This is a genomic window from Ruegeria lacuscaerulensis (assembly GCF_013034745.1).
GTDB lineage: Bacteria > Pseudomonadota > Alphaproteobacteria > Rhodobacterales > Rhodobacteraceae > Ruegeria > Ruegeria lacuscaerulensis_B.
In genome coordinates this window covers 237,784-259,048 of record NZ_WQGP01000002.1, presented here as the reverse complement: position 1 = coordinate 259,048, position 21,265 = coordinate 237,784, and the positions used below count along the sequence as shown (strand labels likewise).

At 54.3% G+C, this 21,265-nt stretch carries 16 protein-coding genes; 5 read left to right on the top strand and 11 right to left on the bottom strand.

Annotated features, from left to right (window positions below; all coding sequences use genetic code 11):
* Window positions 1-103: 103 nt before the first annotated feature.
* The 9 genes from GOV79_RS04770 to GOV79_RS04730 form a co-directional block, all read right to left on the bottom strand.
* The gene (locus GOV79_RS04770) at window positions 104-991 is read right to left on the bottom strand and encodes a LysR family transcriptional regulator (RefSeq protein WP_170724481.1); all 888 of its coding nucleotides are present in this window, start codon (window positions 989-991) and stop codon (window positions 104-106) included.
* A 445-nt stretch (window positions 992-1,436) separates the two neighbouring features.
* Window positions 1,437-2,216 (bottom strand): methyltransferase domain-containing protein, encoded by a 780-nt coding sequence (locus GOV79_RS04765; RefSeq protein WP_170788785.1) that lies wholly within the window; start codon window positions 2,214-2,216, stop codon window positions 1,437-1,439.
* A gap of 222 nt (window positions 2,217-2,438) precedes the next feature.
* The gene (locus GOV79_RS04760) at window positions 2,439-3,011 is read right to left on the bottom strand and encodes a carboxymuconolactone decarboxylase family protein (RefSeq protein WP_170724859.1); all 573 of its coding nucleotides are present in this window, start codon (window positions 3,009-3,011) and stop codon (window positions 2,439-2,441) included.
* A gap of 263 nt (window positions 3,012-3,274) precedes the next feature.
* A complete protein-coding gene (locus GOV79_RS04755) occupies window positions 3,275-3,676 on the bottom strand; it encodes a hypothetical protein (protein ID WP_170724860.1) in 402 nt (133 codons plus the stop codon).
* On the bottom strand, window positions 3,673-5,763 hold the full coding sequence (locus GOV79_RS04750) for a hypothetical protein (RefSeq protein ID WP_170788784.1): 2,091 nt from the start codon (window positions 5,761-5,763) through the stop codon (window positions 3,673-3,675). Before GOV79_RS04750 ends, GOV79_RS04755 begins: the two co-directional genes overlap by 4 nt.
* Window positions 5,760-7,337, bottom strand: coding sequence for a site-specific integrase (locus GOV79_RS04745; RefSeq protein WP_170788783.1), 1,578 nt, complete (start codon window positions 7,335-7,337; stop codon window positions 5,760-5,762). The genes GOV79_RS04750 and GOV79_RS04745 overlap by 4 nt, the downstream gene beginning before the upstream one ends.
* Window positions 7,334-8,785, bottom strand: a complete 1,452-nt coding sequence (locus tag GOV79_RS04740; RefSeq protein WP_170788782.1) for a tyrosine-type recombinase/integrase — start codon at window positions 8,783-8,785, stop codon at window positions 7,334-7,336. The genes GOV79_RS04745 and GOV79_RS04740 overlap by 4 nt, the downstream gene beginning before the upstream one ends.
* A 928-nt stretch (window positions 8,786-9,713) precedes the next feature.
* A complete protein-coding gene (locus GOV79_RS04735) occupies window positions 9,714-10,394 on the bottom strand; it encodes a ferritin-like domain-containing protein (protein ID WP_170788994.1) in 681 nt (226 codons plus the stop codon).
* 81 nt (window positions 10,395-10,475) lie between these two features.
* The gene (locus tag GOV79_RS04730) at window positions 10,476-10,937 is read right to left on the bottom strand and encodes a peroxiredoxin (protein WP_170788781.1); all 462 of its coding nucleotides are present in this window, start codon (window positions 10,935-10,937) and stop codon (window positions 10,476-10,478) included.
* Window positions 10,938-11,005: 68 nt separating this feature from the next.
* On the opposite strand from GOV79_RS04730, the gene GOV79_RS04725 reads away from it, so the two are divergent.
* The 4 genes from GOV79_RS04725 (at window position 11,006) to GOV79_RS04710 (ending at window position 17,552) form a co-directional block, all read left to right on the top strand.
* Complete coding sequence (locus tag GOV79_RS04725) at window positions 11,006-14,392, top strand: YhdP family protein (protein ID WP_331252332.1); 3,387 nt, start codon at window positions 11,006-11,008, stop codon at window positions 14,390-14,392.
* Between the two features lie 44 nt (window positions 14,393-14,436).
* Entirely contained in the window at window positions 14,437-15,486 is a 1,050-nt protein-coding gene (queA, locus tag GOV79_RS04720) for a tRNA preQ1(34) S-adenosylmethionine ribosyltransferase-isomerase QueA (protein WP_170788779.1), read from the top strand.
* Window positions 15,487-15,595: 109 nt separating this feature from the next.
* Window positions 15,596-16,867, top strand: a complete 1,272-nt coding sequence (locus GOV79_RS04715; RefSeq protein ID WP_170788778.1) for an MFS transporter — start codon at window positions 15,596-15,598, stop codon at window positions 16,865-16,867.
* A gap of 109 nt (window positions 16,868-16,976) precedes the next feature.
* On the top strand, window positions 16,977-17,552 hold the full coding sequence (locus GOV79_RS04710; protein WP_170782599.1) for a DUF924 family protein: 576 nt from the start codon (window positions 16,977-16,979) through the stop codon (window positions 17,550-17,552).
* Here GOV79_RS04710 and GOV79_RS04705 read toward each other — a convergent pair.
* Complete coding sequence (locus tag GOV79_RS04705) at window positions 17,549-17,983, bottom strand: hypothetical protein (RefSeq protein WP_170782598.1); 435 nt, start codon at window positions 17,981-17,983, stop codon at window positions 17,549-17,551. The two genes, GOV79_RS04710 and GOV79_RS04705, sit on opposite strands and share 4 nt — an antisense overlap.
* A gap of 216 nt (window positions 17,984-18,199) precedes the next feature.
* Between GOV79_RS04705 and lpdA the strand changes: the two genes are divergently transcribed.
* Complete coding sequence (lpdA, locus tag GOV79_RS04700; protein ID WP_170788777.1) at window positions 18,200-19,594, top strand: dihydrolipoyl dehydrogenase; 1,395 nt, start codon at window positions 18,200-18,202, stop codon at window positions 19,592-19,594.
* A gap of 134 nt (window positions 19,595-19,728) precedes the next feature.
* On the opposite strand, the gene GOV79_RS04695 is transcribed toward lpdA, so the two are convergent.
* Window positions 19,729-21,114, bottom strand: coding sequence for a dipeptidase (locus GOV79_RS04695; protein ID WP_170788776.1), 1,386 nt, complete (start codon window positions 21,112-21,114; stop codon window positions 19,729-19,731).
* Window positions 21,115-21,265 lie beyond the last annotated feature (151 nt).

Here is a 21,265-nt window from a genome sequence, read left to right as displayed (position 1 = left end):
GTATCCTGGGGCTCGTCGCATAAGGCTTCTATTCGCAATTGCGGTCTTGGCGCACATGCAAACTAGCTTGTTCGCGTGTTCTCAATCCTTTTTGCCTAAATAACTACTTGTAGATTGCCGCATAGCGAGGTGCGAAGAACTTAACGAAGGCTCTAACCTCTGGCCGACGATAGGCTTCCGGCGAAATGAGCATTAGGTGCGGCACCGCAAGTTCAGGGATTTCGTCGAAACATCGGATAAAAGACATGTCTGTTTCAACCAGCTTGACATTGCTGATCCCAAGACCTTGCCCTGACCTGATCGCCGCATGCATTAGCTCCAGTTCAGTGAAAGACATGACGATCTGGTCCGGCTCCACGTGATTGGTCAACCATTCGTGGAATACATTTGGTACATCGTCCCGCTGAAAGGTAACAAACTGATGCCCGGCCAGATCATTAGTTGACCCCGGTAAGCCAAATTTGTCCGCGTAATTTCTGCTGCCGAACAAAGACCAGCGGGCCGTGCTGATCTTCCGGCAGATCAGGTCAGGATCGGGATCGGTTCTTGCAAGGCGCAAAGCAATGTCGGCCTCGCCCGCCATCAGGTCCAGCGCCCGAACGCTGGACAAAAACTCGAATGCGACATCCTGATTGTCGGCCGAAAACTCGTTTACGATTTCAATCATGCGTGCAGAGAAGTTTGCTGAGTAAGCGGTGATACGGATGGGTTGTGTCGACGTCATTTCTTTCGCGCAATCGGCAAATTCAAGGACTGAAGTCTCGATTGCTTCGGCGAGGGGAACGAGGCGAAGGGCTTCTGGGGTCGGTTTGAACCCGTGCGTACCGCGCTCAAAAAGCGTCAAGCCTGTTTCTCTTTCGAGAACATCAATGCGTCGTGCAACCGTCGGTTGGGAGACCTTTAGCTTTCTGGAGGCCGCAAGCGTCGACCCTTCTCTGAAGACAGAGAGGAACACACGAATATCCGACCAATTTCGGAACCCGCTCTTCATTTTTGTAGAACAGCACAATTTTGTGCCGGATACCAGAAAAACGAGTGAACAGTTACCGTTGTTGCGACAGCGCAAGTAACTCGGAAAGGACCACGAGATGGCTTCTCATACAATGTCACCCAGCATCTGGACCGTATTTGGTGGACTATTCAGTTGGACCGAAAGAGCCTTTCCCGAAACCCGGAAGCCGAGGCCTACAGCCAACGATCTTCACGCGGAACGCGACTATATTAATGACGTGATCTGGAGTAATCCCGATGCGTTTTCGAGTGAGCTTGACGTACAGAACATGATGAATCTGTATCCAGGCAGGTTCTGACGACAATTAAGTATGGACAAAAGACTCGCAGCACCTGTTGGGGCGACTGTGACACCAATGGGGGTCTCTTGAATAGCGACTTTCATGAAGCCCGCGAGAGAACCTAGGCCGATTTACTTCGCTCAATCACCCCTTTTTGCGCACCACGACGATAAATTGGGTCATCGAAAAGAAGAAGCGTCCAGTCCTTGCAAGGCTGAGCTGCTCATCAAACCACGATTGCGCAACTGCGGGATCAACATGGTCATTTGCGACAGCGTATTGCTTCATGAGGTGCATCATCATGATTGCGAGGCCATCAGGCTTCAACTGGTGATCTGTCATTGTGAACGACAAGACATCTTCCACATGGTTGCCGCGAGCCTTTATCAGCGCGGGCAGTCTTTCTGGGACGGAACCACTCACAAAATGCTGGTTCCAGGACGTCAGCATCTTTTGCATTCTGCTAGGCTCATCGCTGAACCAAATCAAGCTGCCAAAGTGCAGATCGCTGATTACAAGCCGCCCGCCGGGTTTGACGCACCGCAGTGTGTCAGCCAACGCACCGTCTACGTCTTCGATGTACTCAAAGACCTGTACCGAGACGGCCTTGTCAACACTCTCATCCTCAATGGGCAAGCTATTCGCGGCACCAGCACGAAACTCCACGTTTGCATAGTCACGGCATCGTTCTCTTGCGGCTGCTGTCATATCCTCGCTTGGATCGATCCCGATGACATAGCCATCCGAGCCAACTGCGCGGGCCAACTCCGCTGTTAACATCCCGTTGCCACAACCGATGTCCAAAATAGTTTCACCGGGAGCAGGGCGCAGCGCATCAAATGACGCTTGTCGTCGCCGCGTCAATTCAGCTCCCTGATAGGCGGTTTCTAGTAATCTCGTTGTTTCAGCGTCAAACTTAAGCAACTCTCCACCCTTACAAAGCCCACAGGTCTCCAAACCTTATCAGAAAATGGGTTATCTACGAAAAGCAGGATGGATCGTTGAGTCTTGAGCATGGATCCACCAACATCAAATGAATGCGCCGACTTGATCCGACGAATGATATAACCTCGAGAGCGAAGGACGCATCTGCCGTTTTATCGGACCAGCTTTTTGTCGTCGTTCGAACGTAAGAACAACATCAATTCAGGGGATGTCGAGGCCGTTCTCTCGTCCAAAATCGGTATAGAAAGTGTCGCTGCGGTATCGATCCAAAGTGGCTTCGTCTGCTTGTCTTGGGTCGTTGCCAGGGCTTTGAACACCGGTTCCTTCTATGAAACGGTTCACGAGATTAAAGACACCACAGACCTGGATAGCATCGAACAACGCACTCTCCGACCAGCCTGCCGCATAGACCGCTTTGGCGTCTGCTTCCGTCATTCGGGATGGAGAGACAGTAAGCTTTTCGATGTATGCCAGCAACGGTTTGAGACGATCCTCGACGGGAGCCGTATCGCGGTTTTCCATCAGTGCCTCGATTGTCTCGACTTCAATACCGTAGGCTTTGGCGAAAACGATGTGCGCCCCATGGCAATACGCACAAGCATTCAAGCCAGAGACATAAGCTGCGATTAGTTCACGTTCAGCAACCGAGAGATCGCTCTCGCCCCTCATCACAAGACTTTCGTACGCGCACAGCGGAGAAAGCTTGTCTGGAAAGGCTTGATAGACACTTCCAAGTGTCGCGTTCTCCGGCAGAGATGGAAACAGGCGTTTCATTTAATTCTCTTTCAATCTTGCTATGGATTACGTTTTCTCAAAGTGAGGAACCAACGTTGTTTACGCAACCTTAAAGCAATTTCGGGTTCCGCTCAGAGATTCTGTTGGGATATTGCGAACGGTAAGTTTGCCAGACGACACCCCCAACTTGTTGCTGCTTGGTTAAAGGCAATTTCATTTGAGCCGTTCTCGTAAATTTGCAAAGTCAGCATTCTGCGCATTGCAGTCTTTGGGGCATCGCGCAGCATCGGCCATGCTGCGACTCATTTTCTGCGTCCCTCTGGGTAGGTATTCCCAAGTCTAGAGACGTTAAGCGGTTGCTTCATCAAGCGAGGATCAACCCCTTGTGCCACCGCGTTTGACAAGATCACGTCTAATTTCTCTTCGAGTCGAGCGATCTTTTTCTGCTGTTCTTCCATTATTGCAGCGGCGTTTTTTGGTGCCTTTCGGGTCTTCTTACCTTTATCTGTCTCTTTTTTGCGCGAGAAGGCTGCCGCTTTGTCTAGGTAGGCCGCATGGATGAGAGGGTGTTTGAACAACTGCTTAAGTGAGATATTGACAACTTTGGATTCAACTTTGACATGTATTTTGGATTGGGTGATTTCGCCCCTCATTTGACTAATCAGGACCAAAATTTTATCCACTTTTTCGGCCGTAAGCTTCACGTCAAATTCCTCGTGGTTCGAGAGGTTTCAAGCTCTGCCAGCTTTTTGTCGATGATCCGTTCAGCGTGGCTGAACTCGATCAATGGGCCGAGGTCGGTATTGCGGATCAGAGTCCCTTCGTTTGCCGGATCCATAACGGCCTCAGCGAGAGCCTGGCTACGAGCGTGACTATGTTCGATAGCTTCTATGGTTTTTTCATTGACCCGCATTCCTTTAGCCTGGCGAGCACGCAGGGTCTCAAGAGATTTCTGATCTCTTTCCGCATCTCTAAGGAGCTGATCAGCGGCTCTTTTGGAACCGCCTAGGCATACCAGCCTAGTGCATGTTCTACAGGCACCAGCTCGGTCGCACGGCTCTTGATTGAAGCGACGATTGCAATATCCGAATAACGTCGAAAGAAGATGCATCTTCAGGTTTGCAGTTTCGTAGGCCGCATTTTCGACATCCGAGTCGTCCACGACCCTGATTGCCGGTAGGTTCTCATCCTTGCCACCGCGCTTTATTTGTTCGACTTGATAAAGTTTGTCTGTGTGGTCGTAATTTCGGTTTTGCATTACATTCGCACGCCCACTCCAGTAGGCTATGTGCGATTGGGGAACGTTGGCGCGTTGAGCCATTGTGTTTAGGTAATGGCGCATTTGGTGTGTAGTGATTTTGGGGTACTTACCGTTCTTTAACCGGATATCGAAACGCTCGAAAATGGAGGGAACCGCAGGTTGAGTTTGGCCACTCTTTTTAGATCTTTCTGGCCTGCCTGATAGGACGAGGTCGACCACATCACTACTTAACGCTTCTATCATGTAAGGCCGTGCTTCAGCATTGTAAGCAAATTGGTTTTTCAAACAGACGCACAGCGCCTCGGAGTATTCTACAGAAGACAATTCGCTGAGTACTGGCAAACCGTCGGGTGCTTCGGCCAAACACTTCTCTTCAACCTGAGCGAAGTCGTACACAGCTATGGGTTTTCCGTTTTCGCCGGTCCTATACTTGGCTGCTAGGATGCGCCTGGACTGAAGCCAAAAATTTCCATCGACACCAAGAAATTCTTCTAGCTCTGAACGTGTGATTTCGCCGGTGGCCCGAACATGTTGAAGATTCTCAGGTACAAAAACCCTACCATGGTTCTCCATCATCCACTTTGCTAACTTGCGCGCTTTCTCAGTATGTTCACAAATCCTTTCGAGTGCCAACTTAGCAACCGGAACCATTTCTTTCGGAACAAACTTTATCATAGGCTTGCCGCCTTTTACTGGCCACCACCTGAGGCCAGCCTTGAAACGACAATCTTCGTTGAAGGGCACATCTGGGTTGACGTAACCTTCGCCCGGGTTATCCAAAGCCTGAACCTTGGCTGGTAGAATGAAGACTTCCTCTTTTCGAGAGGGGGCACACATCAAAAGTGCGACAATGCCCATAGCGACTTGATCTCGCGGCGTTTTTGCCCGGTGAAAGGCTTCTCCCAAGCATGACACTTCCTCCTCGGTCAAGTTTTTTCGGAGAAAGTCCTCATTCACTCTGCTCCGAAAGCGTTTGTCCTGGAGTTCTGGATGCCACCAGCTCTTTAAGTCATGCGCGATGCCCGCGTCCTCCAACACTCTCGCAATAGATCGCATGGTCTCCGCAGCCTTACGCTTATGCGATTTACTCGCTATCTCGACGACTTTGTTCAGGTCTGACTTTGCTATAAGGTCTAGGCGGCCGGGAAGTCCTCGGCTTTCGAGAACGCGGTCTAAGATGCGGCAGAACTTCACTTTGTGGCCAAAGACATTGGATTTTCTAAATTTTCCTGTTTTTGTGGCGTTTTCATTGAGTTGAAAGGCGAAGTATGCCTTTGCAAAGTCACCAAATGGCAAGTTCATTGCGAACTCGGGATCATTCGCGCGGGACCGCAATCGATCCGCATGATGGAAACCAATCGTTTCTCTTTTGGAATTCCTTGTCCGTTTTACAAAAGCAGTGATGTCCCAAGTGGCACTGTCCCAAACGACATGTCCCTCGACACGGGGGTCAAGGATCGACAGTTTCTTGGCCTTTGCGATGTATTCTTCAACTGAAATCTGTTGTTTCGACTTGAAATGAAAAGTCATGCGGTGCTCTCCCTTTCTTTGCGCGCCTGATGCTGCGATTTTTTAGCAGCGAAGATCGCAGCAATGTGCCGATTAAGTTCTCGAGAATATTCGTCATCGCCATGCATTTTAGCTTCTGCCTTTCTGCCAGCTAGAAGGCGCAGTAACGGGTCAAGCTCGGATTCAATTGAGAGATTGAAATGGCGGCAGAGAAAGCATGCATATGGCGCCGCGAGGCTATCCAACGCGCTGCAACCTCCAGAAGCGCATGTACCCAGATCAGGAGCGCCGTCAGCTTCGGTCGCTGTGATAACCGAACCGACCTCGAAGTCATCAGGGTTATCTTCGATCACTTGGCCCAAGAACCTACCGGCGACGTGCACCATCTTACCGTCAAGGAGACTACTCATGAGCTGATGATGCCGCGAGGCTAGTTCGATGTAGGCTTCGCAGCTTCCAGGGCTTGTATGATGTAGCCATGCCGCGATTTCTTCCGCCGTACATCCTCGCATCGCCATAATTGTCGCGATTGTGTGCCTTTCCCTCAACTGGTTAAACACCATTGGCTCGCCCGTGCGAGGGCTTATAATGCGCAAACTGGCTAGGATAGTTTGATACCGTGCTCTAGCTCTTTCGGCTGTCATGTGGGCTTTGTACCCCACCGCAATTTGACCTTTAACCTTCGTGGACCGTCGTATGTCGTTTGCATGTCTCCTGGTCAAAAAGACATCAGTCTTTGCCCTAAATAACGGTTGATCTTCATCCCACTCAGAAGCAGCAGTTTCCCCTGTCAATTCGTCCAAATAAGCTTCTAATGCGTGCGTAAACAGCATCGGTGCAGGGCGCTTTGGGCCAAACCTTTGGGCTTGGCTCCCTTTCTGTTTCAGGATTTCAAATCTAACCGAGGTTTCCTCTCCATGGTGTTTCGGGGTCTTAACGTCCCTGAGTTTCAGGTTCGCCACCATGCTTGATCGCTGCCCATAAAGTCGAAACATCTGAACCAACACATACTGAGCATTGTTGATTTCACCCGTTTCGTACGCGACTTGCAGTTCGCGATCCACAATTGCGATTTCGCCATCCAGATATGGTCCGGATACCGGATCAAGAGTTAGAATGTGAGTTTTCTCATTACTCTGCGGAGGGATTTTATTAATAAAATCAGCCGCTTCCTTTTTTATGGCTGTGAACCCAAGATCGAGCCACGTGGCAACAAGGTTCCTCATCGAATAATCGTTTTTAGTTCCGCCGTCCAAACGATACGCCAACACATCTTCTAAACTGATATTGGCAACTGGACTGTTTGCTTGCGCTTGAATCCAGAGGCACGGCCGTTTGAAGGCTGTTAACTCTCCACTAATCGTCGATGCAAGATTGGACTCAAGCCGGTAAGCTACTACCTCCTTGAGCGCGTTTTTCATCAACGGCGACAAAACCTCAGTACACCACTCAAAATTGAATTTAGCGATGCTCCCTGTTGCACTTACCTCCCAGTAATCGGAAGTAATATCGAAAGTTTCACCATTGGCAGCTCGGCGGATATTGGTTGGGCGCAGTGCTGGAATGCCGTGAGAGCACGGTTTGTGCTTGTTCATTTCTTTTCTTTCTTCTTGGTCGCGGCTTCTTCGGCCAACTTTTCGCGGTGAACGAGCAGGCTAATGTACTCACTTGTTTCTGAGCCAATTATGTTGAGGGATTCCGTGTCTTTGGCAGCGGCTCGAGCTTCCTGTTCCGCCCAGATCGTTCGGATACTTTTAGCCGCGCCAATGTCGGACTCTCCTCCGAGATAGCGAGAGATCATGTGAGATTTTTGCGACCATCCAAAGTGATAGGTGAAGACCCTTCGAGCTTCTTCGCCGCTGGTTCCACGTTCGTTTAGATGCTTGGCCATTTCTCGAGCCTTCTTGTGTCGCATAGGGTGCGGCGTCAGTTTTCGAACTCCAGCTGCTTTGGAGGCGTCTCTGAACACATCGTCAATTGCGGTCTTGGACATGGGCTTGCCATACTCAGCGGGATCACGAGCCAAGTTGACAAACATGAAGGAATTTGAGTTTCGGCCGCTTTGAAAATCGATGTCGTCCCTCGCATCCATCCATTCATCGAGGGTCTCGATCAGCAACGGCGACGCTGTCAAACTGATTTTTCGGTCGAAGGTCTTTGCGTTTGGCTGACGTTTCCTAGGGTCTTCTGGGTCGTTGTGGCGGCGAACGACCTCGATCAAATCATCTTCGCTCTTATAATCTTCGGTCTTCATTTGACCCAACTCGCCAGCGCGCAAACCAAGTTCGGCAAACATCAATAAAATTAGGTAGTTTCGTAGTGCTCGAATTCGGTTCTTAGGCCAAACATCATACGGATTGCATATCGCTAACCATAGGTAAAAGCGGTCAGCAGCTTCCTCATGATCGTATGCCTTGATGCGGCTTTGTGGCATACCTTTGCGAACCTTTCGAAAGTAATGCGCATAACTCCCCGGCGCTGTGTGGTAGCCGCCGTCACTTAGCTTGATCGCTGGTTCCAAGAGTTGTTTGCGACGGCACAGTTTCCGTCCGGATCCTGGACTTGGCTTTTTTCGAAGCAAGCGATTGCCATATTCGCCGAGCCAATGGAGGTATTCTTCAATACCAATCTGCCGTTGGATTATTGTGCCAGCTTGAACGCTTCGCTCTTCCAGACACCTGGTAAGAAACTTTTGCTCATTCATGGGCAAAACCCACGCCAGCTTACGCAAATCCTGGATTTGAAAATTCAGGAAGTAGTTTAAGTCTGCGACTTGCTCTAAGCTCAGGCATTCTCCATCTAGCATGATGGTGTAAAGGTCGATACCTCGGTGAATTGCCCAAAGTTCGAGAATGGTGATGTGAGACAGTCGAGTGGAAATAGTATCAGGGGTGTAGTTCCGCTGACGTGTCTCGCTGACAACCCAAGCCCAAGGCCACAGAGCGATGCTGCCATCTTCACGGTAAATCGAAAACCGGGTTTCGCCAGCTCGAGTTTGAGTCTTTTTCACAGGTTGTCGGCCTATTGTTGAAATGGGCTTCAAGGGTTTCTCCGAGGCAGTGGATGGTCTCCAAACGATACTCGAATGGGGGCCAATCTTCAACTTTCTCGCGCTTGGTGGTGTCTAAAATATTTAGCAAGAACAGACGCTTATACTATTCTTGCTCCTTAATGGATAGATGAGAGGGCTGTTCTTGGTTCCAAGGATAAAATAAGAGTAGAAAGGCGATAGTGCCCTACGAATGTCTATTCTTGGCGATGAGCCCCTAAAATTTTTTTGCCGGTCTAACGCTTTTTTAAGCATTGTCGGCGCCAGTTTTGACCAGCGCTGCGAATCACCGGAGAGCCCGCAACTGCAAGTGATCGAAGGGAACAACCTCGACAGCCAAACCAACTAGGAGGCACGGGTCCAAGCGGCCTCAGCAGGCTTACCAATCATGTCAGAAATCTTAAGGTGAACGATGACAGCTATAGCTTGACGCAGAGCAGGCAAATCAGCTCAAAGACAACTCTTGAAATGGAATTTCGATTGGTCCTGACGGACCAAGGCACCTCGGCACACGCCAGCTATTTGGAGAGCGCGCGTGCCAAGGTGCCAGTCACTCTGAAATGGCCGGGTATTACGCCTCCCAGTGGTCGGAAAACATACCGCCGTTGGCAGTCCAGAAATGAAGACACCTGAAGTAGTTGGGACCATCTGAGTCTCCGTCCGTGACTGTAAGTCAAATCTAGTCAGCAACGAGCACCTAACTAATTGGCATTGAGTGCTGTCGGTCATTTTTGTTTCCAAAACGTCAAATCTTGTAAAGCATTGTGAAAATTATATTTTTATAGGCGCTGCATATTTGAACATGGGCACATTTCGAAAGTTCCATCCGAAAAATACTTGTTCTGTAATCCCAAGTGATGGAGCAAGTCTTTTGAAGAGAGAACCTGACCTGATGAGAATATTTTAAATAATTTACAAGAATTTAGGTGCTCGAAGCTTCCTCTGGAACGAAATGGTTGGCATATAAATGGAACCATTTCGAGCCATAGGCCACATGTCCTACCTCTTCGGCATAGATCACCTCGAGTGCGGCAATGGCGTGCTCATCCTTAGCTTTGCGGAAGATGCCGATCATGCCCGGTGTGACATCCAGCCCGCGCGCCTCGAGCACCATGGGGACGACGGCCAGACGGCCCATCAGGTCCTCGGCGGTGTCTTCAGCGGCGCGCCACATCCCGGCATGGGCAGGCAGGGCACCATAGTGGCTGCCCATGCGTTCCAAACAATCACAGACCATCTCGAAATGGCGCGATTCTTCTTTGGCGCATTTCACCCAGTCGTCATAAAATCCGATGGGCATGGGGACATGCCCGAAACGTGCGATGATGTCCCAATGAAGATCCACTGCGTTCAGTTCGATATGGGCAACCGCATGCAACAATGCGATCCGGCCCGCCTCGGTGCCGGGTTTGCGCTTGGGCACCTCGCGCGGGGACAGAAGCTCGGGCTTATCTGGGCGCGCGGGGGACAAAGGCGGAGACGCCGTGCCGATTTCAATCGCGGGCGCATCCCCGCCGCGGGCGGCGAACCATTCGGCGGCATAGCGTTTGGACAGCGCGGTTTTTGCGTGTCCATCCGCGGTCGTCAGAACTTCGGTCGCCATCTGGGTCAGGGTTTTAGACACCGTTTTTCTCCGCTTGATCGGACTGCGTCATAGACCGGATGGCGACCGCAAGAAAAGGGGTCAGAGGTCGCGGGCGGCCTCAAGCACCTCATCCACATGGCCGGGTACTTTGACCTTGCGCCAGACCTTGGCGACCTTGCCCTCGGCGTCGATCAAAAAAGTGGATCGTTCGATCCCCATCGACTTGCGCCCATACATGTTCTTTTCAACCCACACGCCATAATCCTCACATACGGTCGAGCTTTCGTCGGACAAAAGTGGCGTGGTCAAGCTGTGTTTGGCGACGAATTTGTCGTGCTTGGCCACGCTGTCGCGCGAAATGCCGAAAACGTGAGCGCCCGCATCCGCAAAGGCCTGAAGTTGTTCCGAGAAACCGATGGATTCCTTGGTGCAGCCCGGCGTATCATCGCGGGGGTAAAAGAACAAAACGACGGCACCGCCGCGCAGGTCTGACAACGTGACCTCGCCACCGCCGTCGCGAGGCAAAGTGAAATCAGGGGCGATGTCTGTAACGTCGGGCATTGGAAACTCCGCTAAAGGTTTTTAAGTGCTGCCCGTGATCATAGGGCGGTGCGAGCGGGTTGAAAGGCGTGGATAGCAATTTGGTGCAGCACGACGACAAAAGTGCAGACCAGAGCAAGACACCCCGGCGTCGCAGGTCGCGCCGTCGGCTGGTTGCCTATGTGACCCTTGGCTTTACATTGATGCTTGGCGCGCTGGCTGTCGCCGGTTGGTTCTTTCTGTTCGGTCACCAGTTACACGCGCCCCAATGGATGCGCACGCAGGCTGAAAAACGGCTGGATCAGACGCTGGGCGGGCTGAAAGTTCGGTTCGGTGATGCGACGTTTTTCGTGAATGAACAATGGCTTCCGCGGCTAAGGTTACGTGACGTGACGATCAGTGACGCGGCGGGTCAGCAGATCGCGCAGGTCGGCGACTTGCGGACGCGCCTGTCTATGCGCGGCCTGTTGCGTGGCCAGATCCGCCCGCGTCGCATCATCCTGCAAGATGCCCAGATAGCCCTGACGCGCAACAAGGACGGGGCGTTGTCGCTGACGGTCGGGTCCGGCAGCTCTCCGGTGCAGCAGGCCCCGACGCTAGCTGAACTGATCGAGGAATCGGATGATGTGTTTCTGTCGCCAATCCTGTCGGGTCTGCGGTCGGTCGAGTTGCAATCGCTGACGCTGGACTACCAGGATTTGCGACTGGGTAGGGCCTGGGTTTTCGATGGCGGCCACATTACCGTCACACGCGACGGTGACGAAATGCGCCTTGCCACCGGCTTTTCGGTTCTGACCGGGCGGGACTATGCCAGCTCGATCGAGGCCAATTATACCAGTCTTCTGGGTAGTCCTCAGGCAAGATTCGGATTTTCGATCACCGATTTACCTTCCGAGGATATTGCTGGGCAAAGCCTTGCGCTAGCCTGGCTGCAAGTGCTCAAAGCGCCGATTTCAGGGTCCTTGCGGGGCAGCATCGACGATCAAGCCGCGCTGGGCCCGCTGTTTGCCACCCTGAACCTTGGCGCAGGGGCCGTTCAGCCTACGCCCGAGACAAAACCCATTCGCTTCGAGTCTGCCCGGACGTATTTCACCTATGACCCAAGCCAGCAGGTGCTGGATTTTAACGAGGCGTCCGTGGTCTCGGACCTTGGAGCCATTCAGGCGGAGGGCAAGGCGTTTCTGCAAGGCATCGAAGACGGTGCGTTGGAAAGCCTGACCGCTCAGTTGCAGCTCAACAGCATCGACATCTATCCCGGCGGCCTGTTTCCGGAATCGTTGGAATCCGCACGGGCCGAACTGGATTTCCAGATGAAACTTTTGCCGTTCGAATTGCGTTTGGGACAACTGACCTTGACGGATGCCGATCACACATTGCGGGCCTCGGGGCGCTTACTTGGGCGACCCGACGGGTGGGTCGCGTCTCTGGATGCGCATCTGGATACGATGACCTCGGACCGGCTTTTGAACTACTGGCCCGAGATTTTGGCCCCCAAACCCCGCCTATGGGTGTCTGAAAACCTGTATGAGGGTGATTTCGCGGACATCGAATTCTCGCTTCGGGTCCGTCCCGAAACCAAACCTGATCTCTATCTGGGTTTCGGGTTCGACAACGCGAAGATCAGATTTGCCAAGACCCTGCCGCCCATTCAGGACGCACAAGGCCGGGTAAGCCTCCTGGAAAACCGCTTCACCGCCTCGGCCGAAAGCGGGGTGGTAATGGCCCCCGAAGGGGGCGCGGTCGATGCGTCGGGGACGTCCTTCATCATCCCCGATACGTCGATCAAAAAGGATTCGCCTGCGATTGCCCGGATCAAAGCCAAGGGCAAGGCGACTGCTGCGCTGTCACTTCTGGACCTGCCGCCGCTGGAATTGCTAAGCAAGGCCAATTTGCCCGTTGATTTAGCAGCGGGTGATGTCAGCCTGTCGGGCACGCTGTCCTTGCCGTTGATAAAAGGGCTGAAATTCGAAGATACCGAGTTTCATTTCACCGGTGACATCGACAATTTAAAAAGCGACCGGCTGGTTCCTGGTTTTACGGTCAGTGCCGACCGATTGACATTGTCGGGCGATCAAACTGCTGTCGAAATTGGCGGCTATGGTCTGTTTGGCGACGTGCCCATGCACGCAACATGGCGCCAACCCATCGGTGGCACCGAGCCGCAACGCAGTCAGCTGTCGGGCGAGATTGAACTGTCCCCGCGACTGATGACCGAATTGAAGGCGGGCCTGCCTCAGGGGATGCTGACCGGGCAGGGTACAGCCGATATCAATCTGGGAATTGGAGCGGGTGAACCGATCGCGCTGACGGCGACTTCGGATCTGGTCGGTGTCGCGCTGTCGATCCCCGAGTTGGGTTGGCGCAAGGGGCGGCAAGCTCAAGGCAAAATGACGCTCGACGCGACCTTGGGCGATCAACTGCGGGTTAATACGCTGAAACTGGATGCGGCAGGGCTGCGCAGCACCGCGTCTATCTCATTCCGCGAGGATGGCGAATTCGACAAAGTCGAGTTCAGTTCGTTCGATCTGGGCAATTGGCTTGCCGTCCCGGCCGAGTTGGTCAGCCGTGGCGCCTCGGTGCCTGATATTCGGGTGCAAGGCGGGGTGGTCAATCTGGGTGGCGCCACCTTCGGCGGCGGTAGCAGCGGCAGCGGGGGGACCGGGAACGGGCCGAACTTGGATGTAGTTCTGGACCGGCTGCAAGTGACGGAAAGCATTGCATTGACAGGCTTTAAGGGCGATTTCCGTACCACGGGCGGTGTCACGGGCGGCTTCACTGCGCGGATCAACGGCAGTGCCCCGGTACGCGGGACGATCACTCCACGCGGTGCACGCAGCGCGGTCGAGTTGATCTCGGATGATGCAGGCGAGGCGCTTCGCGCTGCCGGGGTAATCACACAGGCGCGGGGCGGCACACTGACCATGACGCTGGAGCCGGTCGGCAACGGCAGTGACTATGACGCCAACTTGAAAATCTCGAACACGCGGATCACCGATGCGCCCGCCATGGCGGCCCTGCTGAACGCAATCAGCCTGGTCGGGTTGATTGACGAAATGGCCGGGCAGGGGATCTTTTTTGCGACAATTGAAAGCCGAATGCGCATCACACCGACCGAGATCAAGGTCCTCAGCGGCAGCGCGGTTGGTCCTTCAATGGGGCTGTCCTTCGATGGAACAGTCGACCTTGCGAATGGGCTGCTGAACCTGCGCGGCGCGATTTCACCAATATACCTGGTCAACGCGGTGGGCAGCCTGTTGACCAAAAAGGGTGAAGGGGTCATCGGGTTCAACTATTCCCTGACCGGTCCGCTCACCGCGCCCAAGGTTGCGGTCAACCCTTTGTCGGGCCTTGCGCCTTTGTTCTTGCGTAATTTGCTTAGACCACCACCGCCAAAAGTGACGGACGGGCCGAATTCTCAGCCGGTCAAATCGGACAACACGAAAGCAGCCTCTGGGACCCGCGGCGAGGACCGCTAAATTGGGTTGTTGCTGAATCCAGCGGGGCCTTGTAATGCGCCCGCATGAAACTCAGCGATTTTGATTTCCATCTACCCGAAGACCTGATTGCCACGCGGCCCGCGACCCCTCGGTCGTCGGCGCGTTTGTTGGTTGCGCACGGCAATGCCATTTCGGATGCGCATGTGTTCGATCTTCCCGGCTGGTTGCGGGCCGGGGATCGCCTTGTCCTGAACGACACCCGCGTCATTCCCGCCCGGCTGAATGGTCGCCGCCACCGCAACAGCGCGCAAGGGCCGGTCTCGGCCGCGATCAAGGCCACCTTGTTGGAACCGCAGGCGGATGGCACGTGGACCGCGCTGATCAAACCGTTGAAAAAGGTCAAACCGGGCGAGGATATCCGGTTCTCGGACGACCTCAGCGCGACGCTGGACCGGGTCGAAGAGGGGCAGGCCTATCTGCGGTTCAACCTGACGGGTGAGGATTTTGATGCCGCGCTTGAACTGGCCGGGGCGATGCCTTTGCCGCCCTATATCGCCGCCAAGCGCCCGGCGGATGAGCAGGACAAGACTGATTACCAGACCATCTGGGCGCGTAATTCTGGCGCGGTCGCAGCCCCGACCGCATCACTGCACTTCGACACCGCGCTGATGCAGGCCCTTAAAGCGCGTGGCGTGGAGTTCAGCCATGTCACTTTGCATGTCGGCGCGGGCACCTTCCTGCCGGTCAAGGTCGAGGATGTGACAACCCACAAGATGCACGCCGAATGGGGTCGTGTCAGCGAAGAGGCCGCGCAGCAGATACGCGCCACCAAGGCTGCCGGAGGCCGCGTGATCCCGGTGGGTACCACCGCCTTGCGCCTGATCGAGAGCGCCGCGCGCAGCGGAGAAATCGCGCCGTGGGAAGGCGAGACCGACATTTTCATCTATCCCGGTTTCCAGTTCCACGTCACCGATGCGCTAATGACAAACTTCCACCTGCCGAAATCCACTTTGCTGATGCTGGTCTCGGCACTGATGGGGCAGGACAGGATTCACGATGTTTATGCTCATGCAATTGAACAGAAATATCGGTTCTTCTCATACGGCGATGCATCGCTTTTGATCCCGGAATAAGTCGCGTGTCGGGATCAAAACATGGTAATGTCGTAGACAAGCACGACCCAAGCCGCTTTTCATCTGAAACTGATCGAAACTGTCAAACCGCTTCAACTCGGAGGCCCCAATGATTCAGGTCCTTTCCAGCGCGTGGGCGCTTCTTCTTGGTATGGGCCTGCTGATGGTTGGCAACGGCCTGCAGGGTACAATTCTGGGCGTGCGGGGTGAGATCGAAGGGTTTTCAACCCTCGAGATGTCCTTTGTCATGTCCGCCTATTTCCTGGGTTTTCTGGGCGGCTCACGTCTTGCCCCCGAGATGATCCGCCGCGTGGGCCATGTAAGGGTCTTTGCGGCGCTGGCCTCTTTCATTTCAGCGGTGATGATCATGTATCCGCTGTTGACCAATGAAATCGCATGGATTTTGGGTCGTATGGTGATCGGGTTCTGCTTTTCCGGCGTTTACGTCACCGCTGAAAGCTGGCTCAACAATGCGGCCAATAACGAGAACCGAGGACAAGCGCTGTCACTTTACATGATTGTGCAGATGACGGGGATTATCGCTGCACAGGGGCTGGTTCTGATTGGTGATCCGTCAGGCTATGAAACCTTTGTCATCGCCTCGATCCTGGTGTCCGTATCATTTGCTCCGATCTTGCTGTCGATCTCTCCAACGCCCGCTTTTGACAGCACCAAACCAATGACCCTGCGCGAGTTGATGGGCAATTCACCTCTGGGCTGTATCGGCATGTTCCTTCTGGGGGGTGTGTTCTCGGCCCAGTTCGGCATGGCGGCCGTTTACGGCGCACGGGCCGGGCTGACACTGGTCGAGATATCGACCTTCGTCGCCGCGTTCTACGTGGGCGCCGTGCTGCTGCAATATCCGCTGGGTTGGTTTTCAGATCGGATGGACCGGCGCTTCCTGATCATGCTCGTGGCTCTGACCGGGGCGGGGGGCGCAGTTACGGCCATGTTGTTTGGGACGGTCTTTCCGATCCTGCTCGCCTCGGCCTTTGTGATTGGTGGCATGTCGAACCCGCTCTATTCGCTACTGATTGCCCATGCGAATGACTTTCTGGACAATGAAGATATGGCAGCGGCTTCGGGCGGTTTGGTGTTTATCAACGGTATGGGGGCAATCGCGGGTCCGCTGATCACCGGTTGGCTGATGGGCGACGCAATCTTTGGGCCTCCGGGCTTCTTCCTGATCATTGCCGCCCTGCTGGTGGCCCTGGCCGGATACGCCATGTACCGCATGACACAGCGCGCCGCTATTCCGGTGGATGAGACGGGCACTATGTCGCCGCTATATCCAACCGCCTCTCCGGTGGCGTTCGAGGTCGCGCAGGAAGTGGCCATCGAAGCCGCCGAGGCCGATCAGGATACGCAAGATGTTGCCTGAAACACGGAATTATTGCGCAAATGTTGCAATATGTTACTGTCATAAATCTGTAAAACGCCCTTAAATGACGTTACGTCCCTGGGGAGGCGAACAGACGGAGTATTGGGCAATGGCAGGGCCTGAAGACGTACTGAGTTTTTGGTTGGATGAAGTTGGTCCCAAAGGGTGGTATGAGCAGGATGAGGCGCTTGATGCCGAAATCCGCGAAAAATTCCTGACCACATGGGAACAGGCGTGCGAGGGCAAATTCTCGCTATGGCTGACCTATCCCAGCGGATCATTGGCTTACATCATCCTGATGGATCAATTCCCACGCAATATGTTCCGAGGCAGTGCTAAAGCTTTTGCATCGGACCGCGCCGCTCTGACGGCTGCGAAATGCGCGGTGGACAAGGGTTGGGACCTCAAGATCGACGAACCCGCACGGCAATTCTTTTATCTACCGATGATGCATTCGGAAAACTTGTGCGATCAGGAACGCTGCGTGCGGTTGATGTGTCAGAACATCAATTCGGACTCCAGCAATCTGCTACACGCGCGGGCCCATCGTGAAGTGATCCGCCAGTTCGGTCGCTTCCCCTATCGGAACGAGGCTTTGTCGCGCCCCATGACCGCGCCCGAAGCCGCCTATGTGGACATGGGTGGCTACGGTGCAACGGTCCGTGAATTGCAGGCCGCGAACTAAGACGAAGGCACACAGCCACGAATGGCAATCACGCGGTCGGCGATTGCGTCGGCCGTCGTGTTTATGGCGGTATTAATTAAGTGGTCCGGCGATTCAGTGAGATCGGCGATACGCGCCTGTGACGTTTGCAGCTTGGTTTCAAGCTGGTCAAGCTTGGCCAAGGCCAACGATATTTGTGCGGCGACGGCGCTGTCTGCAACAACCGCCGCTGATTGTAATGACGACAATTCACTGCGCAGGGCGGTCAATTCGCCACGCACTCCCTTCACCTCTTCTTTCAGCGGAGCAACGATTTGAACCTTTTCCGTGAGGGTCGTCGTGACATCGTCAACCGTCGAGGCGAGCTTCCACCCCAGAAACAGGCACAGGGCCACCAGGATCAGGGTCGCGTTCAATAGGGCAAGCAACAGGTCAGTCAGCGTTCTGGCCATGGTCGAAACTTCCAATACAATACAATCAATGAGTGCCGGGCGGGCCCGACGTCTATGTTCTAGCCATTGTGTCTTGCGCGGTATAGGCTGAAAACAGCGTGTATCTTGTGCGCTGACCCTGCGTCGCTTTTGCCGCGGGACGATATTGTTGATGCATTTTTGAATTTAGTTTAATGGTAAACTAATCTCTGAAACGACCTGCGCCGAGAGGGAACAATGGCAGCACACTCTTTTGATCTGATCGTAATCGGCGCCGGGCCCGGCGGGTATGTAGCAGCAATTCGCGCATCGCAGCTCGGTCTGAAAACGGCCGTTGTCGAGCGTGAGCACCTGGGCGGTATCTGCCTGAACTGGGGCTGTATTCCAACAAAGGCGCTGCTGCGATCTTCAGAAGTGTTTCACCTTATGGAACGCGCCAAGGATTTTGGTCTGAAGGCCGACAAGATCGGGTATGATCTGGATGCGGTGGTTAAAAGGTCGCGCGGGGTTGCGGCGCAATTGTCAGGCGGCATTGGTCACCTGCTGAAAAAGAACAAAGTGACCGTTGTGATGGGCGAGGCAACGATCCCGGCCAAGGGCAAGGTCTCGGTCAAAACCGAAAAAGGGACCGAGGACCTGACGGCCAAGAACATCGTGCTAGCGACGGGCGCGCGTGCGCGCGAATTGCCTGGTCTTGAGGCAGATGGCGATCTGGTTTGGACCTACAAACATGCACTTCAACCGCCCCGGATGCCGAAAAAGCTGTTGGTGATTGGGTCAGGCGCAATTGGGATCGAATTTGCCAGCTTCTACAATACACTGGGCGCGGACACGACGGTGGTCGAGGTGATGGATCGGGTTCTGCCGGTCGAGGACGCCGAGATCAGCGCCTTTGCCAAAAAAGCCTTCACCAAGCAGGGCATGACCATCATGGAAAAAGCGATGGTCAAGCAGCTTGATCGCGGCAAGGGCAAAGTCACCGCGCATATCGAGGTGAAGGGCAAGGTCGAAAAGCACGATTTCGATACGGTCATCTCAGCTGTTGGTATTGTCGGTAACGTCGAGAATCTGGGGCTCGAGGCCTTAGGGGTGAAAATCGACCGTACCCACGTGGTTACAGATGAGTTCTGCCGGACCGGTGTCGAGGGGCTATATGCAATCGGGGACATCGCCGGCGCGCCCTGGCTGGCGCATAAAGCCAGTCATGAAGGCGTGATGGTCGCCGAACTGATCGCAGGTAAACACACACACCCGGTCAAGCCCGAGAGCATTGCGGGTTGCACCTATTGTCAGCCGCAGGTCGCTTCGGTCGGGTATACAGAAGCCAAGGCCAAAGAACTGGGTTATGACATCAAAGTCGGCCGCTTCCCCTTCATCGGCAACGGCAAGGCTATTGCCCTGGGTGAGCCTGAGGGGATGATCAAAACGATCTTTGATGCCAAAACTGGCGAATTGTTGGGTGCGCACATGGTTGGCGCGGAAGTGACGGAAATGATTCAGGGCTATGTAGTCGGTCGTCAATTGGAGACCACGGAAGAAGATCTGATGAACACAGTTTTCCCGCACCCAACGCTGTCCGAGATGATGCATGAAAGTGTATTGGATGCCTATGGGCGCGTGATCCACATGTAAGGGAAGGGGGGGGCTCTGCCCCCGCCGCGGCAAGCCGCGACTCCCCCGGGATATTTTTAGCCAGATGAAGCGGGGATCCTTCATTCATCTGGCCTTAAATATCCCGGAGCGCGAGGCAGAGCCTCGCTTAACCCCTAGTTGCTCAGTGCGTCCAGGATACGGGCCCAGGACCGGATGCCTTTGTGGAAGCTCTTTACGTCGTATTTCTCGTTCGGCGAATGAATCGCATCGTCGTCATTGGCAAAACCGACAAGCATGGAATCCAGCCCCAATTCGGTGCTGAAATATCCGACGACCGGGATTGATCCTCCCATGCCGGTGAAGACAGCCTCGCGCCCCCATTCGTCCGATAGCGCGCCGCGTGCGGCCTCGAATTCGGGGCGATCCAGGTTCATCACCGATGCCGGGGCGCCTTCAAGGTCGTTATCCCATTCAACCGTTGCATCTGCCGAAAGGCGATCCTCCACATGTTTGCGGATTTTGTTGCGCAGATCGTCAGGGTCCATATCGCCAACAAGGCGGCAGGTGATCTTGCAATGGGCGCGCGAGGGGATCACCGTTTTGGACCCCGCACCGTTGTACCCGCCCCAAAGCCCGTTGACCTCGAGTGTCGGGCGCGCCCATTGTTGTTCAAGGGTGGAATAGCCCTTTTCGCCATGCGGTTGCGAATAGCCGACGGAGTTCAGATAGTCAGCTTCGTCGAAACCGCAGTCTTGCCATTGGCGCAACTGGTCAGCGGGAACCTCGTGGACGCCATCATAAAAGCCGTCGACTGCAACCCGACCGGTTTCGTCATCATAGAAAGAGGCAACAATCTTCGACAATTCTCGCAGCGGGTTCAGACCCGGTCCCCCGTAGTGGCCCGAGTGCAGGTCGATCCGGGGGCCGACGATGGTGAATTCGTCCTTGAGCATCCCGCGCAGCTGAGACGCGATTGAAGGCACCCCACGCGACACCATCGAGGTATCGCAAACCAGGGCCAGATCGGCTTTCAACTCGGCCGCGTTTTCGCGCAGGAAGGGCACAAGTGAGGGCGAACCGGATTCCTCTTCGCCTTCGAAGAAAAAAGTAATGCGGCAAGGCAGGGTGCCGTGAACGGCTTTCCAGGCGCGGCAGGCCTCGACAAAAGTCATCAACTGTCCCTTATCATCCGAGGATCCCCGCCCCCGGATGACGGGGCCGTTGTCGGTGTCTTCGATGGCCGGGTCGAACGGGTCGCGGTTCCACAGGTTCAGCGGGTCCACTGGCTGCACATCATAGTGCCCGTAAAACAGTATATGCGGCGCGTCGTTATCTTCTCCGATATGCCCAACGACCATCGGGTGGCCCGTGGTTTCGCGCTTTTCTGCCTGAATGCCGATGGTTTTCAGGTCGGTCACCAGCCAGTCCGCAGCTTGGCTGACTTGAGCGTCAAAAGCCGGGTCAGTCGAAATCGAAGGGATGCGCAGCAATTCCATCAACCGGTCGATTGAGGTTTGCAGATCGGCGTCGATACGGGTGAGAACTGCGTCAAGCGTCATGAGGGGGACTCCGGCCAAAAGGATTTCTGGCGGCACCCTAACAGGGCGATCCTTGCCGTCCAGTCCGTTTACTGTCAAAAAGGCGCAATAACTGACGCATGCGACTGCCCCCCTGCGTCGTTTCCTCGCGTTTCTTGGACGTAAGTTTACT

Bases quoted from the DNA above. Each gene is read 5' to 3' on its own strand.
- GOV79_RS04770 (WP_170724481.1), bottom strand. From the start codon at position 991: ATGAAGAGCGGGTTCCGAAATTGGTCGGATATTCGTGTGTTCCTCTCT.
- GOV79_RS04760 (WP_170724859.1), bottom strand. From the start codon at position 3,011: ATGAAACGCCTGTTTCCATCTCTGCCGGAGAACGCGACACTTGGAAGT.
- GOV79_RS04750 (WP_170788784.1), bottom strand. From the start codon at position 5,763: ATGACTTTTCATTTCAAGTCGAAACAACAGATTTCAGTTGAAGAATAC.
- GOV79_RS04745 (WP_170788783.1), bottom strand. From the start codon at position 7,337: ATGAACAAGCACAAACCGTGCTCTCACGGCATTCCAGCACTGCGCCCA.
- GOV79_RS04735 (WP_170788994.1), bottom strand. From the start codon at position 10,394: ATGGCGACCGAAGTTCTGACGACCGCGGATGGACACGCAAAAACCGCG.
- GOV79_RS04730 (WP_170788781.1), bottom strand. From the start codon at position 10,937: ATGCCCGACGTTACAGACATCGCCCCTGATTTCACTTTGCCTCGCGAC.
- queA (WP_170788779.1), top strand. From the start codon at position 14,437: ATGAAACTCAGCGATTTTGATTTCCATCTACCCGAAGACCTGATTGCC.
- GOV79_RS04715 (WP_170788778.1), top strand. From the start codon at position 15,596: ATGATTCAGGTCCTTTCCAGCGCGTGGGCGCTTCTTCTTGGTATGGGC.
- GOV79_RS04710 (WP_170782599.1), top strand. From the start codon at position 16,977: ATGGCAGGGCCTGAAGACGTACTGAGTTTTTGGTTGGATGAAGTTGGT.
- GOV79_RS04705 (WP_170782598.1), bottom strand. From the start codon at position 17,983: ATGGCCAGAACGCTGACTGACCTGTTGCTTGCCCTATTGAACGCGACC.
- lpdA (WP_170788777.1), top strand. From the start codon at position 18,200: ATGGCAGCACACTCTTTTGATCTGATCGTAATCGGCGCCGGGCCCGGC.
- GOV79_RS04695 (WP_170788776.1), bottom strand. From the start codon at position 21,114: ATGACGCTTGACGCAGTTCTCACCCGTATCGACGCCGATCTGCAAACC.